The organism is Stenotrophomonas panacihumi (assembly GCF_001431645.1).
GTDB classification, from domain to species: Bacteria; Pseudomonadota; Gammaproteobacteria; order Xanthomonadales; family Xanthomonadaceae; genus Stenotrophomonas_A; species Stenotrophomonas_A panacihumi.
In genome coordinates this window covers 1-14,108 of the sequence record NZ_LLXU01000055.1, presented here as the reverse complement: position 1 = coordinate 14,108, position 14,108 = coordinate 1, and the positions used below count along the sequence as shown (strand labels likewise).

13 protein-coding genes are annotated in these 14,108 nt (G+C 68.4%); all 13 read right to left on the bottom strand.

Features of this window, described 5'->3' with window-relative positions:
* Positions 1-112: 112 nt before the first annotated feature.
* On the bottom strand, positions 113-568 hold the full coding sequence (locus ARC20_RS04130) for a cupin domain-containing protein (RefSeq protein WP_057644761.1): 456 nt from the start codon (positions 566-568) through the stop codon (positions 113-115).
* 23 nt (positions 569-591) lie between these two features.
* Positions 592-1,374, bottom strand: a complete 783-nt coding sequence (locus ARC20_RS04125) for a WecB/TagA/CpsF family glycosyltransferase (RefSeq protein ID WP_057644757.1) — start codon at positions 1,372-1,374, stop codon at positions 592-594.
* Entirely contained in the window at positions 1,371-2,174 is an 804-nt protein-coding gene (locus ARC20_RS04120) for a polysaccharide pyruvyl transferase family protein (RefSeq protein WP_057644754.1), read from the bottom strand. The genes ARC20_RS04125 and ARC20_RS04120 overlap by 4 nt, the downstream gene beginning before the upstream one ends.
* Before the next feature lie 22 nt (positions 2,175-2,196).
* On the bottom strand, positions 2,197-3,357 hold the full coding sequence (locus ARC20_RS04115; RefSeq protein WP_057644751.1) for a GumK N-terminal domain-containing glycosyltransferase: 1,161 nt from the start codon (positions 3,355-3,357) through the stop codon (positions 2,197-2,199).
* Positions 3,354-4,847, bottom strand: a complete 1,494-nt coding sequence (locus ARC20_RS04110) for a lipopolysaccharide biosynthesis protein (RefSeq protein ID WP_057644748.1) — start codon at positions 4,845-4,847, stop codon at positions 3,354-3,356. Before ARC20_RS04110 ends, ARC20_RS04115 begins: the two co-directional genes overlap by 4 nt.
* Entirely contained in the window at positions 4,844-5,869 is a 1,026-nt protein-coding gene (locus ARC20_RS04105) for a glycosyltransferase family protein (protein WP_057644746.1), read from the bottom strand. Before ARC20_RS04105 ends, ARC20_RS04110 begins: the two co-directional genes overlap by 4 nt.
* Complete coding sequence (locus tag ARC20_RS04100) at positions 5,869-7,005, bottom strand: glycosyltransferase family 4 protein (RefSeq protein WP_057644744.1); 1,137 nt, start codon at positions 7,003-7,005, stop codon at positions 5,869-5,871. Before ARC20_RS04100 ends, ARC20_RS04105 begins: the two co-directional genes overlap by 1 nt.
* The gene (locus ARC20_RS04095) at positions 7,002-8,072 is read right to left on the bottom strand and encodes an acyltransferase family protein (protein WP_057644741.1); all 1,071 of its coding nucleotides are present in this window, start codon (positions 8,070-8,072) and stop codon (positions 7,002-7,004) included. Before ARC20_RS04095 ends, ARC20_RS04100 begins: the two co-directional genes overlap by 4 nt.
* The gene (locus tag ARC20_RS04090) at positions 8,069-9,391 is read right to left on the bottom strand and encodes a polysaccharide biosynthesis protein GumE (RefSeq protein WP_338062958.1); all 1,323 of its coding nucleotides are present in this window, start codon (positions 9,389-9,391) and stop codon (positions 8,069-8,071) included. The genes ARC20_RS04095 and ARC20_RS04090 overlap by 4 nt, the downstream gene beginning before the upstream one ends.
* The gene (locus ARC20_RS04085; RefSeq protein WP_057644738.1) at positions 9,391-10,845 is read right to left on the bottom strand and encodes an undecaprenyl-phosphate glucose phosphotransferase; all 1,455 of its coding nucleotides are present in this window, start codon (positions 10,843-10,845) and stop codon (positions 9,391-9,393) included. The genes ARC20_RS04090 and ARC20_RS04085 overlap by 1 nt, the downstream gene beginning before the upstream one ends.
* A 281-nt stretch (positions 10,846-11,126) precedes the next feature.
* Positions 11,127-12,551 (bottom strand): GumC family protein, encoded by a 1,425-nt coding sequence (locus tag ARC20_RS04080; RefSeq protein WP_057644735.1) that lies wholly within the window; start codon positions 12,549-12,551, stop codon positions 11,127-11,129.
* Complete coding sequence (locus ARC20_RS04075; protein WP_425478482.1) at positions 12,533-13,234, bottom strand: polysaccharide biosynthesis/export family protein; 702 nt, start codon at positions 13,232-13,234, stop codon at positions 12,533-12,535. Before ARC20_RS04075 ends, ARC20_RS04080 begins: the two co-directional genes overlap by 19 nt.
* 478 nt (positions 13,235-13,712) lie before the next feature.
* Positions 13,713-14,108: hypothetical protein (locus ARC20_RS18745; RefSeq protein WP_237642498.1), on the bottom strand; the 396-nt coding region annotated here is incomplete at its 5' end.

The following is a 14,108-nucleotide window of genomic DNA, read 5'->3' as shown; positions in this document are numbered from 1 at the left end:
CGACCTCACCGCCAGACTGCGAACTGCTTCCTGCATGACCGCCCCACGATTCCCTGAATAGGCGAACGCTAGACGATGCCGCGCGAATTTGCGTTAGCGAATCGTTGCCCGCTCAGGGCCATTGCGCCTGGGTACGCAGCCAGTCGGCGAGCGGATCGTCCCCGGCCATCAGCGCGAAGTGCTCCCAGACGAAACCCGGCGACACCGTGCAGGCCACCAGCGTATAGGCCTCCAGCGGACGCGCGGCCTGCCACCAACCTGCCGGCACCACCTGCATCGGCGGCTCACCGGCCTCGGCCGCGCCGAGCCGGCACACGTGCAGGCTGCGCGTGTGCGGGTCGAGCATGCGCAGTTCCAGCACGCCGCCCTGCTGCCAGTGCCAGCATTCGTCGGCATCCACGCGATGCCAGCGGCTGCGCTCGCCGCGGGTCAGCAGGTAATGGATGGCGGTGAGCGCCGGGCGGCCTTCGTGGCGCAGCGCCGATTCGTAACAGCGGCGGAAGTGCCCGCCTTCCGGGTGCGGTTCCAGGCCAAGGCGGGTGACGAGGGCAAGGGCGGCGGCGTCCATCGCCGCATCCTAGCGTGGCCGCTTCAGTCGTGCCGGCGCGCGTGGCACGTGCGGAAGAACACCAGCAGGTCCCAGCTGTAGCGCTTGAGCAACCGGCGTGGCTCGTGGACGAGCCGGTACAGCCACTCCAGCCGGTAGCGCCGCACCCACGCGGGGGCACGGCGGGCGTTGCCGGAAAGAAAATCGAGCAGCGCGCCGACGCCAAATACCAGCGGCGTGCGCAGTTGCGCGGCGTGGTCGAGCATCCACTGCTCCTGCAGCGGGTTGCCGAATGCCACCAGCAGGATGTCGGCACCGCTGTCGTTGATGCGCGCGGGCAGCGCATCACCGGCCTGCCGGCGTTCCTCGTAACCGTCGCAGGTGCCGACCACGAGTTGCCCGTGCTGCTCGCGCAGCGCACGCGCCGCGGCCTGCGCCACGCCGGGCTGCCCACCAAGCAGGAAGAAGCGCAACGGACGGCCGGCATGCCGGCACAGGTAGGGAATCAGGTCGGTGCCGTTGAGGTTGCCGGCGAAGCGCCGGCCGTGCAGCCAGCGCGCGGCCAGGTCCATGCCGATGCCGTCATTGACGATGCGCACGGACGGCGTCGCCAGCCGTTCGCGCAGGCCTTGGCACTGCACGACGAAATTGGTGTTGGCGAAACACACCAGCCGCTGCTCGCCGCGTTCGCGCGCGGCGAACAGCTCGCGCGCGAACGCCTCCTGCGTGGTGGACAGCACCGCAAACCCGCCGAGGCGCACGATCTCACCCACCGCGAAACGTCCAGCGTCCGCGTCCATGGCGGAAGCGGCCGGGTCGCTGCTCATGCCTGCGTCCACAAGTCGTACGGGAAGGCTTCGAGCAGGCCGCGCTGCACCGCGCCCAGGTCGAATTCGCCATTGCCACCCAGCGCAATGCACTCGGCCACGCTGCCGCCGGCATGCCATTCGCTGCGGCCGGTGCCGCGATAGTAGTCGTCGTACTTGAAGCGGTCCTCGCCGTTGCCCCAGTCCAGGTACACGGCGGGAATGCCGTAGGCCTCGGCCAGGATCAGCCCATGCAGCGAGCTGCTCACCACCAGCCCCGCGCCGAGCAGGCGGCGCATGAACGTCACCGGCGGGCAGTCCGGCGCGACCAGCTGGCCGGCAAATTCGCGGTACTTCTCCGGTGGCTCGTTGAAATGCGGCACCACCACGACCTCGCGTGGCGTGCCGCCGCCCAGCAACTCGGGCGGGAAAAACAGCGGCATCAGCAGGCCGGGGTCGCCATAGACCTCCGGCACCGGGATGCCGCGATCGAGCAGGGTCTGCCGCGTGCGCGGGCCGCGCACCGCGCGCACGTCGAGCATGCCGAACTGGTGCGCACCGGCGGCGATCTTGCCGTTAATGCCGCTGCCCCACACGGTGTCGCCGGTGCGCGCGAAGTGCAGCACCGAGCCGATGGCGAACAGCCGCTGGCCATTGGACGGCTTGTCGATCAGCTCCAGGTCGCGCAGCCCCAGCGTGCGCGCGACGATCACCTGCGAGAGCTGGTCGCCCATGTTGATGCGGCCGTCCTTGGGCTGCCACCAGAACATGGCGCGGCGCTCGGCGTGGGTGATCCAGCGGTGCAGCAGGGCGTTGGGCATGGAAGGCTCTCGGGAGGAAGGGTCAGCGCACGAGCGCCAGGCGGGTGTCGGGGTACTGCGTGGGGTCGAGCACGCGGTCGGTGGTCTGCGACCAGTCCAGGCACTGGCGCAGGCGCTCGCGCGGCGCGGCCAGCGCCAGCGACATCGCCGCCACGATCGAGGCCTCGTCGCCCGGCGTGTAGCCGAAGCGCGAGCGGTAGTCGCCCACCACCGCGTGCGGGCACACCGCCGGCAGGCCGAAGTAGTCGTACTGCAGCAGCTTCATCGAACTGTCGGCCAGGTACGCCGGCACCTGCTGCGAGGCATACGGCGCGATGCCGATCTGCGCGTGCTTGATGTAGCGGATGGTGTCGGCATGCTTCATTTCGCCGTAGACCACCACGTTGTCGCCGTAGTCCGGGTGCCGCCCCATGCCCGAACCGATGACGTGGAAGGTCACCTGCGGGAACGCGCGGCTGGCGGTGACGAAGAAGCGCGGGTCGAACAGCATCGAACCGACGGCCACCGCGTGCAGGCCCTCGCCGTAGGGCGACGGATCGCCCAGCGCGTCGAGGTCGTGGTCGATGCCGTGGCCGATGTGGAAGACGTTCTCGCGGCTGGCGATCTCCCCGGCCATCGCCGGCGAAACCAGCGCGATCACGTCCAGCTGCGGGGCGACCTTGTCGAAGGTACGCGCGACCCAGTCGGCCACGTCGATCGCGGACAGCGCGTCGGAGGCGCGATAGACCAGCCGCGCGCGCGGATTGAGCCGGCGCGCCAGTTCGATGAAGGCGATGGCGGTGCCGCTCTCGAACACGATCACGTCCGATTCGACGATCCACTGCCGCAGGATTTCCGGCGGATGGCGCGCGTACCAGTCGAACATCGCGTTCTCGATCGGCCGCGCCCAGCGCTTGCGCGTATTGAACGGATGCACCAGCGCGCGCCACAGGTAGCACTCCACGCCGCGGTGTTCGACCACGCGGTTGGCGGTGTCGTCCAGCGGCAGGCGTGCGTCGCCCTTCCAGCGCGAGAGGCGGCTGTAGCGCAGCGAGAAGAAGCGCGTCTGCCCGCGCAGGGCCAGCTGTTCGGCGATGAAGTGGATGTTGGCGCGGCGCGGGGTGCGGTAATCGTGCGCCGAAAGCACCAGGTAGCGCGGCGCACGCGCTTCGCTGCGCGAGGGAGTGGACAGGAGGGCGTTCATCGGCGGCTCCGGGCTTCGGCGATCAGGTGGCGGGTCTGCAGGATGGAAAGCACGTCGCGGCGGAAGGCCGGCCAGGCGACGAAGACGAGGGCGAAGGCGGCGAGCATCGTGCCGGTACCGACGGCGAGCTGGCGCCACAGCGCCCCGCCCAGCCACCACGAGGCGGCCCACGAGGCCACCGCGCACAGGCCATAGCCGACCACCGCGCGCAGGCCGTTGGCGAACACCGTCCACACCGGGATGTCGCTCACGCGGCCCACCCAGTACAACGACAGCGGCCACATCACCAACAGGCCGAACGAGTAGCCAGCCGCCACGCCTTCCACGCCCCACCACGAGCCGGCGAAGATGCAGGCGATCAGCAGCACGCGCGTCACCACCGAGTAGCGCAGCTGCGCACCCATCAGGCCCTTGGCGAGGAATACCCAGTAGGCGGCGTAGGCAGTGGTCTGGAACACGCCGCCGGCGGTGAGCCACTGGAACAGCGGCACCGCCGGGCGCCACTGCTCGCCCAGCACCAGCACCATCAGCGGCAGCGCCTGCGCGCAGGCGAAGGCGAACGTGGCCACGATGAGATGCACCATCACCGTCTGCCCGCGTACCAGGAAGGCGGTGAAGCGCTCGCGCTCGTCCTGCAGCTGCGAGAGCACCGGCAGCGCGACGGTGGTGGCCGGCGCATTGATCTGGTTCAGCGGCATCATCAGCAGCTGGAACGCGCGGTTGTACAGGCCCAGCGCCTCGGCGCCGGTCCGCGCGCCGATGATCACCTGGCCGACATTGCGGCTGGCATAGCCCAGCAGCTGCGCGAGCATCAGGTTCCAGCCGAAGCCGAGGAACTGGCGCATCGGCGCGGCGCGATCGTAGCCCCGCGGCAGCCAGCGCGCGCAGGCCACGGTGAGCAGCAGCTGCACGCCGGCCTGCACCACCTGCTGCAGTACCAGCGCCCAGAAGCCGAGCCCGGCCAGGGCGGCGGCGACGGCCGCCACCAGGCCGGCGACCTGCGCGCCCACGTCGCTCAGCGCCAGCTGGCCGAAGCGCAGGCCCCGGCTCAGGTGCGCGCGGAACTGCGTGGTCATGCCGCTCAGCAGGAAGGTGACCGCCAGCGCCTGCGAGATCTGCACCAACGCCGGCTCGTGGTAGAACGCGGCCAAGGCATTCGCGCCGGCGAACACCGCCAGCGCCAGCACCAGCCCGATGCCGGTGTTGATCCAGAACAGGTTGTCGCGCTGTTGCCGGCTGACTTCCTTGGCCTGGATCGCGGCCGACGACAGGCCGAAGTCGCGCAGGATCTCCGCCGCGCCGACGATCGCCGTGACCATCGCCATCAGGCCGTAGTCGTGCGGGGTGAGCAGCCGGGCCAGCAGGATGATGCCGCCGAACTGCACGGCCACGCGCACGCCCTGCCCCGCCATGGTGACGAACGCGCCACCGGCGGCGCGGGCACCGAGCCGGGGCGCGGGCGGGGACATTCGCTCGGCCTCGCTGCTCATGCATAGGCCTCGCTGTCGTGGCCCAGCGCTTCGAGATAGGTGCGGTAGTGCTGCAGGCCGATCTTCGGCCAGTCACGGCGCGAGAGATCCGGCGCGGCGCTGCGCGGGGTGTCGCGCAGGCGGGCCAGCGCGTCGACCAGCACCTGGCTGTCGAGCTCGCCGCGGTACAGGTGGACCCAGCCCGGCCCGACTTCCTCTGCCACGGCGGCGTTGGATTCGCTCCACGGCGCCAGCACCGGGCGATGCAGCGAGAGCGCCAGCAGCAACGTGCCCGAGTTGTGCATCTGCCGGTACGGCAGCACGACCAGCTCGGATAGCCCGACCTCGCGCGCCAGCTCGGCGTCATCGACATAGGCCAGGTGCGCGCTGATGCGTGGATCGGCGGCGCAGGCGTCCTCCACGGTGCGGCGCACCTCGGCGTTGGCGGGATTGCCGCAGATGCGCAGCTGCAAGGTCGGATCCGGGGTATCGCGCACGACCTCCAGCAGCGTCTCCACCCCCTTGTACGGGCGAATCAGGCCGAAGTGCAGCAACCGGCCACGCTGCGAAGCCGGTTGCGGGAAGCTCGCGAACCAGTCGCTGTAATGACCGTGCAGGATCGTGTCGGTGAACGGCGGACGCGCCGGGGTGACCGCGTTGATGCGAATCCAGCGCCGGGTCAGGCGGTCCATCCAGCCAAGCAGCCATTGTTCGACGCGGCCCTGGCTCTCGTGCGGCTGCAGGTTGTGCAGCGTGCGCACCACGGGGGTGTGCGTGAGCTGCAGGCGCAGCAGCAGCAACGCGGCGCACGCGCGCTTGGCCCAGGTACCGGCGCGGCTGGGGTGGCGCATCAGGTATTCGGGCCAGTGCACGTGCAGCACGTCGTAGCGCGAGAGCAGCGCCTCGCGCATGGAGAAATAGCGCAGGCCTACGTTGTCCGGCAACGCACGATAGAGCTGCGTCAGGTAAGGATTGGTCTTCTCGCCCGTCGGCTCGGTGGAGAACAGCACCACCATCGACGGCGCGGCCTGCGGCGCGGCCATCACGCCACCTCCGCCGCGGCGCGCGGCTCCAGCGCGAAGCGGTACTCGTCCTGGTACTGGCGTGCGATGTGCCGCCAGTCGTAGCGCGCGGAAAACGCCATGGCCTGCTCGCGCAGCGCCGGCAGGTCGGCGTCGCTCGCCTCGGCCAGGGCCTGCACGCGGGTCGCCGCACCTTCCGCATCGGCCGGCTGCACCAGCGCGCCCAGCCCGGATTCGCGATGCAGCCGCGCGAACGGCGGGATATCGCTGAGCACCGGCAGCAGCCCGGCGCTCATGGCCTCCACGGCGGCAATGCCGAACCCCTCGTGGCGCGACAGGCAGACGAAGAACTGTGCCTGTTCCAGCAGCTTGGCCAGCTGCGTCGGGCTGGGCGAAGGCACCAGCTGCACGGCCTCGTCCAGCCCGCGCGCGGCGATGGCCTGCCGGAGCGTGGCCAGGTCGAAATCGTACTCCCGGCCGGCCAGCACCAGGCGCCAGCGCGGGTCGCGCCGGCGCAGCGCGGCGAGCAGGTCCAGCGTTTCCAGCAGGCCCTTGTTGACCGACCAGCGGCCGAAATACACCAGCGTGCGACCGGCCTGCGGGCTGCCGCGCCCGGCGAACTTGGCCACGTCCACGCCGTTCTCGATCACCCGCAGGCGATGGCCGGGCACGATCTGCGAGAACAGCCGGCCATCGTTCTCGCTGGTGGCGATGACGCGGGCATACGCACGCGCCGAGGCGCGGGTGAGCGTGCGGAACCACAGCTGCTTCAGGCGCGAAGCGTAGGCCGTGTGGAAGAAGCCACCGTGGGTGGAGACGACCATCGGCTTGCGGTGCAGCGGGCGGCTCATCGCCAGGAAGTCGTAGAAGAAGTCGATGCCGTGCACGTGCACCAGGTCGGCGTCCTGCAGGTGCGAAAGCACGGCCGGCGCCAGCGGGTAACGCGAGGAGCCACGGTAGCCGATGCGGCGGATCGCGATGCCGTCCACTTCGTCATGCGTTTCCAGCCGGGCGCCGGGCGCGGTGAACAGGCGGTCGAGCGTGAGCACCTCGGCCTGCCCGCCCTGCTGCTGGTGTTGCCGCGCCACGTTGAGCACGACCTCCTCCATGCCACCGACGGAAGGATGGAACTGGCGAACGACATGCACGACTCTCATTGCGAACCTACCTCGGGAGTAGCCTGGATCGGCGCACGTGCCCGCGGGCCGGGCGACAGGCCCAGCGTCCACGGCGCCCAGCGCGCCAGCACGACGCGCAGCGGAACCGCCACGGCGATGGCCACGGCGCTGGCGAACAGCGCCCAGGCCGGCCCCGGCGGTGCGGTGATGCCGGCCACGGAACGCACGCCGGACAGGAAGAACAGCACCAGGAAATGCGTGCACAGGATCAGCAGCGTGTTGCGGCCGATCCACTGCACGCCGGGCACGCGCTGGATCCAGCCACCGACGTGCAGCATCAGCGCGGTGCCCAGCAGCGCGACCAATAGGAACAACGCCGGCCATTGGCCGAAGCGCAGCAGGTTCACGTCGACCTTGCCGTTGATCCAGGCCAGCGGCAGCCACAGCACCGCCAGCAGCAGCGGCACGCCCCACCAGCGCAACGCCGGGTGCGCGGCCGCGGCCTGCGCGTGCCGTGCGAACGCCGCACCGGCGGCGAAGAAGAACAGCGAGACCGGCAGCACATCCAGGCCCCACGGCAGGCGCACGCCCTGCCCCGGGAACCACGCGCACCACAGGCAGGCGACGACGGCCATCGCGAGGGCCAACACGGCCGCCGGGATCCGCTTGCCCAGGTAGTGGAAGGCGATGGCGGTGACGAACAGCGCCGGCAGGAACCACAGCGCCGGCTGCACGTAGAGCCCTTCGCCGGTGCCCTGCACCAGGCCCGTGAGCGGGTCCCACCACGGCAGCGTGCCCCAGCGCGCGGCCTTGGCGCCGATATGCCGCGTCGCCAGCCAGTAGGCATAGGCCACGAAGAAGAAGAAGACGTAGGGCACCACGAGCCCGCGCAGCAGCTTGCCCCAGGTCTCGGCATCGCCACGCGGGCGACCATACGCCGCGCCGACCCAGCCGGAGAGGAAGAAGAACAACGGCACGTGGAAACTGAAGGCCAGCAGCGTGTACGCCTGCGGCACGCCCTTGGCGTGGCCCAGCACCACCAGCACGATGGCGATGGCGCGCGTGGCGTCGATACGGCCGTCGCGTTCGCGTGCCACCGGGTTCATGGGCCGCCCCCTGCCAACGCCGTGCGATCACGCCACAGCCGCCGCGCCGAGGGCAATACCGGCGCGCCCTGCCACAGCCAGCCACAGACGAACCACCACAGCGCGGCGGTCTTGATCGAGAAATAGCCGTTGGAGACCAGCAGGCTCAGCGCGAAGGCGAAGATCGCCAGCTGCTTGAACGCCTGGCCCTCGGTGCCGGGCAAGACGAGCAGGAACGAATACGCCAGCAGGAACGCCATCACCCCGAAGATCGATTGCGAGACGATGAAGTACGCGATACCGCTGTCGAAGTAGCGATACGCGGCGTCGGTATCCAGCCCCAGCCAGGCGGGCAGCGAGAGGTGCGACATCGAATCGACGGTGAAGAAGATGCGGCCTAGCGTGGTGTCCTCGTACGTCTGTACCCCCGCCGCGGTGACCAGCAGCCAGCCTCCGAACAGGACGAGGATGAACAGTCCGAAGGCCAGCCGCTGGTCCACGCGCCGCAGGAAGGGGGCGAGCACAGCCATCAGCACGCACGTGCCCGCGGCCAGGCGGCCATCGGAGGCGACGATGAGGAAGCCGATCAGGCCGATGCTCAACAATTGTTTCCACCCGCTCAGCCAGCGCCGAAACGCCAGCAGCACCGCGGTGAAGAAGATGATGTAGTTGCCCATCGTCACCGGTTCGATGAACACGGAAGACGCACGCGGCAGGTTGCTCGACGGCAGGAAGTTGCGCGCACCCGGGCGGGTGGCGCTGACGAACAGGTTGCTGTCCTCGTTCCAGAAGCCCGAGGCGCTGAACCCGCGCGCGTTGACGAAGTAGCTCTTGGGGTTCACCACGTCGCCGTAGGTGGTTGGCGCGGCGAGTTCGAAACCGGCCACCAGTGCGATGACCAGGGTCAGGCGCACGCACAGCTTCGGCACAGAGCCGCGATAGGCGCAGCCCAGCACGAGGAAGGCGAAGGGAATCAGCGCATCGCGCAGGAATTTCGGATCGAACTGCCAGGTGAGGAAGAAGCGCAGCAGCACCAGCCCGACGAGAAAGCCCAGCCCGCCGATCACCAGCGCCGCGCGCTTGCGGTCCAGCGACAGCACGCCCAGCACGAAGCAGGCGCCATACAGGGCGAACTCGACCACGTAGGTCATCGCCGGCCGCACGGTGAACACCTTGGCGTTGATCACCGCGAGCAGGAAGTTGTAGCCCACCGCCAGCAGCAGCACGCACTCGATGGCCACGTTGCGCCAGCGCACGCGGTGCGCGACCTGCGGCGGCAGCGCCGTCGCCCACGCGGGCGACGGCGCCGGCAGGCCGGCGTGGGCACCGATCGCCGACATCAGTAGGCGTTCTTCTGGCCGAGCACCCGCACCGCGGTCAGCACGATGATCCGCACGTCCAGCCACAGCGACCAGCGGCGGATGTAGTCCAGGTCGTACTGGATGCGCTTCTTCATCGTGCGCAGCTCCGGCGTCTCGCCGCGGAAGCCGTTGACCTGCGCCCAGCCGGTGATCCCTGGCTTCACGTAGTGGCGCTGCATGTAATGGTGGATCAGCTTTTCGTAGTGGGTGTTGTGCTGCGCCGCGTGCGGGCGCGGGCCGACCACCGACATGCTGCCACCAAGCACGTTGAAGATCTGCGGCAACTCATCGAGGCTGGAACGACGCAGGAACGCGCCGAAGCGGGTGATGCGGCTGTCGTTGCGCGTGGCCTGCTGCACGTGCTGGCTCTCGTCGTGCACGCGCATGGAGCGGAACTTGAGCATCGAGAACTCGCGCCCGCCCAGGCCATGACGACGCTGGCGGAACAGCACCGGCCCCGGCGAGCTGAGCTTGACGCCCAGCGCGCACGCCGCCATCACCGGCCACAGCACCAGCAGCGCGGCGACCGCGACGATCTTGTCCTGCATCGCCTTGGCGACGATGAAGTAGCTGTCGCGGTCCACGCCGCCCTGGCGCAGGTTGATCACCGGCACGTTGCCGATCACCTCGCCGGACTGGTTGAGCATGCCGAAATCGAACAGGTCCGGCACCAGCTTGACGTTGATCGGGTAGCGGTCCAGCCCTTCGAGCAGCTGCTTGATGTGGTCGCGTTCGCCCAGCGGCAGCGAGATCCACACCTGGTCGACGTGGTTGGCCTCCAGGTAGGCGATCAGCCCTTCCGGGTTGCCCAGGCACGGCAGGTCTTCCTGGCGATGGTCGGCCAGCGTGAGGTCGTAGCGGCTGCTGAAGTAGCCCACCACCTGCATGCCCACCCAGGGATTGCGCAGCAGGTGCTGCTGGATCTTCATCACCGGGTGGCGCAGGCCGACCACCACCACGCGCTGGGTATCCACGCCCCGGCTGCGCAGGTTGTTGAGCAGCGTGCGCAACAGCGTACGCGAGACCAGCAAGCTGCCCAGCGCGCCGGCGAACCACACGCCGATCCACACCCGCGACACGCCCTGGCCGAACTGCACCACCAGCGCATGCACCGAGAACAACGCGAACACGCCGCCGAAGGCGGCGCCGAGCACCAGCAGTTCCTGGCGCAGGCCGCGTCCACGCCAGCTGCGATACAACGGGAAGGTGGCAAAGCAGATCACCGCGTACAACGCGGTGGTGCCGATGGCGACGCGATACGCCGCGGCCGGCACCCAGGTGCCATAGAGGATGCGGTACGCGCACAACGCGCTGGCCACCACCACGGCCACGTCGAAGACGCGCAACACGAGGTCCGCGGCGGCGGAGTACTTGGTCAACAATCGCGGCGAAGTCGCCGTATAGGTCGCACTGCTCAGATCGGCCAACAACATGGGAATGTCCTCCAAACCTTCCGGCGTCGCGTGCGTGGGGGAACACACTGCGCCTTCAGGCCTCGATCGCCTGCCGCATGGATCAGCGACGCCCTCCTACGTCGACCCCGGATCCCGCGACAGCCCTTTTCAACCGGCGATGCCGTCACCGCCGCCCATCTGCTACATCCGCCAAACCACCCTCCCGACCTCGATCATCGCGACTTGAAAACTAATGCATCGCCTTGCTTCGACCCTGAACCACCTGTCACCAACTTGACCCGGGCACAACGTTGCGTGCATCACGCTCTTGCCGGTTCATTCGGATCGCGCAACAGGAAGCGCAGCAGCGCCACCGCAATGCCGATGAACAGGCCGAACACCAGCGCCAGTGCCACATTCAGCGGCAGCTTCGGCATGTTCGGGTTGGACGGCACGTCGGCGCCGTCGACGATGGAGACGTTGTTGTTGCCGACATTGCCGGCCACGCCGATCTCCTTGAAACGCTGCAGCAGCGCGTCGTAGAGCTGGCGGTTGGTGTCGGCCTCGCGCTTGAGCAGGTTGTACTGGATCGAACGCGTCTGCAGGTCGAGCTCGTCGCCCTTCAGCCCGGCGATGCGCTCATTCATCAGCTGCTCCTGCTGGCTGTCGGCGTCGTACTGCGCCTTCAGCGCCTGCCGGATGTTGAGCACCTCGCCGTTGATCTGGCGCTGCACCTCGGTCATCTGCGACTTCAGGCGCTGCATTTCCGGGTAATCCGGCTTGAAGGTGGACAGCTTCTGCTGGTATTCGGCATTGAGCCGGACCTGCTCGGCGCGCAGCTGCTGGATCAGCGGGTTGGAGATCACCTGCGGCAGCGCCATGCCGTTCCCGCGGCTGGCCTGGCGCCAGGCGGCCTCGGACTTGATGCGCTGGTCCTGCGCGCCGGCCAGCAGCGCGTTGAGCTCGGTCAGGTTCTGCGCCGGCAGCGAAGGCTTGTCATCGCCCACCGGCACGATCATTTCCTGGCTCGAATACGCCACCAGCTTGCGCTCGGAATCCTCCACCCGGCCCTGCAGCTGCTCCAGCCGCTCGGACAGGTACTTGGTGGCGAACGCCGAGGCCTGCATGCGCCGCTGCTGGTTGCTCACGATGAACACGCGGGCGTAAGCGTTGGCGACCTTGGCGGCGACGCGCGGGTCGGGCGAATCGAAGTTGATCCGCACCAGGCGCGAGTTGCGGATCGGCTCGATTTCCAGGCCATCGATCAGCGCGGCCATCAGCGCGCGTTCGACCGCCGCCTGGCGCTCGGGCGATTGCTTGCCGCCTTCCGGATGCGTGGCGTCGAACTTCGCGGTGACCTTGTCCACCAGCGGGCGGAAATACGGGTCGCTCGCGAGCTGCGCCTCGCGCACCACCGCGCGCGCCAGCGAGCGGCTCTGCAGCAGTTCGTACTGGGTTTCGTAGAAGTCGCGATCCTGCGGCGATTCGGCCGGCATCAGGTTCTCGACGTTCACCACGTTGAGCGCCTCGCGCTCGATCTGCAGCGTGCTGGTGGCGCGATAGGAAGGCGTCATCAGCAAGGTCACGCCCAGCGCGACCACCACGATCGCCGCGGTGATGCCAATGATCAGCCAGCGTTGCGCCAGCAGTGCATGCCAGTAATCGCGCAGGCCCAGTTCGGGGTGATGGTGCACGTGGGGGTGCAAGGTCGGGGTGTCGTGCTGGCTCATCGGTAGGCCCGCCACACCATGACGAAGGGGGTCAGCTCCAGCACCGTGCGCAGCAGCAGGCGTGCGTCGGAGCGGTACACGACGACGATGTCGCCGCCATAGATCTCCGGGTCCGGCGACTTGCCGTGCTCGATGTCGCCCAGGTCGAAGCGCGCGATCATCTTCTGCCCCTGCACCGTGCGGAACACGATGATGTTGCCGCGGCTGGCGATGTTGCTCACGCCCTTGGCCTGGGCGATGGCCTGCTGCAGCGTGAGGTTGGCGCCGATCACCGGATAGATGCCGGGCTCGTCGACCGCGCCGGTCACGGTGACGCGGCGGCCGTTGGCCTCCTGTACGAAGACCGAGACCTGCGGGTTCTGCAGGTAGCTCTTGCGGTAGCGATCGGCGACTTCGCGCTCGAATTCCGCCACGCCCTTGCCGGCGGCGCTGACGCTACCAATCAACGGCAGGGTCACGTTGCCATCGTTGTCCACGCGGATCTGCCGTTCGAGGTCGTCGACCTGGAACACCTTCACCAGAAGCACGTCGCCGGGCGAAAGCCGATACTCCGGCTGCACCGTGGCGAGGGCCAACGGGTCGGGCTGGGGCAGTTCCTTCGCCATGTGTGACGTGTTGTGGCACGCCGCCAGCAGGGACATCAGGCCGAGCGACAACCACAACCGCGTCAGGCTTCTACTTCTGGTCGAGTAACTCATGCGTGGGGATCACCGCCTCGATCGGTTTTTTCGGGACGACCTCGCCCACTCCGACCGGCACGAGGCCAGGCAGCGGTGAACGCAGGTGATGGAGTTGCCTTGCTGCCGGCGAGGGACTACCGGCGTTTCGCGGACTTCAACGTTACGGGGGAAGCGTTGTTGCGTTAGGCAAAGCGTTGTTGCGACGCACTATGGCATAGAAAACGGTTCACACAATCCCCTTGCGCCAAAAAAATGGCGCGCGTGGGGTTCTTGGTTCAAGTTCGTCTTTGGGTCGTTCACGCACCTTGCACGCGTGGTGAAAAAATGTGCATCGCTTCACGCTTCACTGCGCGATGTCGATCACGGCATGCCGTAGCGCGAGGGCATCTATTCCACGCGCGCGGTCGCGTGCGTTGCGCGAAGTGGCACCGTCGCCTGCCATGGAAACGTCATCCGCGCAGATTTCACGCGACGTGCACGCACGCGAATACGCGCGTCAGCGACGACGTTCGGCCTCTGCGTCGGTGGGGATGAGCCCGGCCTGTTCGAGCATGGCCTGCAATCGGCCGCGGATGTGCTCGAGGTCTTCGGCAGCCGCACCGGCGCGGATGCGATCCGCCTCGGCCTGGAAAGTGAGGAAATCGAAATCCGCGTCTTCGTCGCTGCGCAGGTTCGGCAACTGGTCCTGCAACGTATCCAGGCAGCGATCGATCTCTGCTCGGCTCAACATGACACTCGCCCCGCTCAACATCACGATGGCCCCTGTGGGGGCGATCCTACGCCAAGGCTTTGCGTGGAATCTGTGCGATTCATGCATCCCGTGAAGACAGGGCGTCGTCATCGGTGCGGTGGAGGCCGCCCATGCCCATGCCGCCACCGCCCATTCCCCCAC

What these genes read in the sequence shown, in the direction of transcription:
- ARC20_RS04130 (WP_057644761.1), bottom strand. Translation starts at nt 568, where the DNA reads ATGGACGCCGCCGCCCTTGCCCTCGTCACCCGCCTTGGCCTGGAACCG.
- ARC20_RS04125 (WP_057644757.1), bottom strand. Translation starts at nt 1,374, where the DNA reads ATGAGCAGCGACCCGGCCGCTTCCGCCATGGACGCGGACGCTGGACGT.
- ARC20_RS04120 (WP_057644754.1), bottom strand. Translation starts at nt 2,174, where the DNA reads ATGCCCAACGCCCTGCTGCACCGCTGGATCACCCACGCCGAGCGCCGC.
- ARC20_RS04115 (WP_057644751.1), bottom strand. Translation starts at nt 3,357, where the DNA reads ATGAACGCCCTCCTGTCCACTCCCTCGCGCAGCGAAGCGCGTGCGCCG.
- ARC20_RS04110 (WP_057644748.1), bottom strand. Translation starts at nt 4,847, where the DNA reads ATGAGCAGCGAGGCCGAGCGAATGTCCCCGCCCGCGCCCCGGCTCGGT.
- ARC20_RS04105 (WP_057644746.1), bottom strand. Translation starts at nt 5,869, where the DNA reads ATGGCCGCGCCGCAGGCCGCGCCGTCGATGGTGGTGCTGTTCTCCACC.
- ARC20_RS04100 (WP_057644744.1), bottom strand. Translation starts at nt 7,005, where the DNA reads ATGAGAGTCGTGCATGTCGTTCGCCAGTTCCATCCTTCCGTCGGTGGC.
- ARC20_RS04095 (WP_057644741.1), bottom strand. Translation starts at nt 8,072, where the DNA reads ATGAACCCGGTGGCACGCGAACGCGACGGCCGTATCGACGCCACGCGC.
- ARC20_RS04090 (WP_338062958.1), bottom strand. Translation starts at nt 9,391, where the DNA reads ATGTCGGCGATCGGTGCCCACGCCGGCCTGCCGGCGCCGTCGCCCGCG.
- ARC20_RS04085 (WP_057644738.1), bottom strand. Translation starts at nt 10,845, where the DNA reads ATGTTGTTGGCCGATCTGAGCAGTGCGACCTATACGGCGACTTCGCCG.
- ARC20_RS04075 (WP_425478482.1), bottom strand. Translation starts at nt 13,234, where the DNA reads ATGAGTTACTCGACCAGAAGTAGAAGCCTGACGCGGTTGTGGTTGTCG.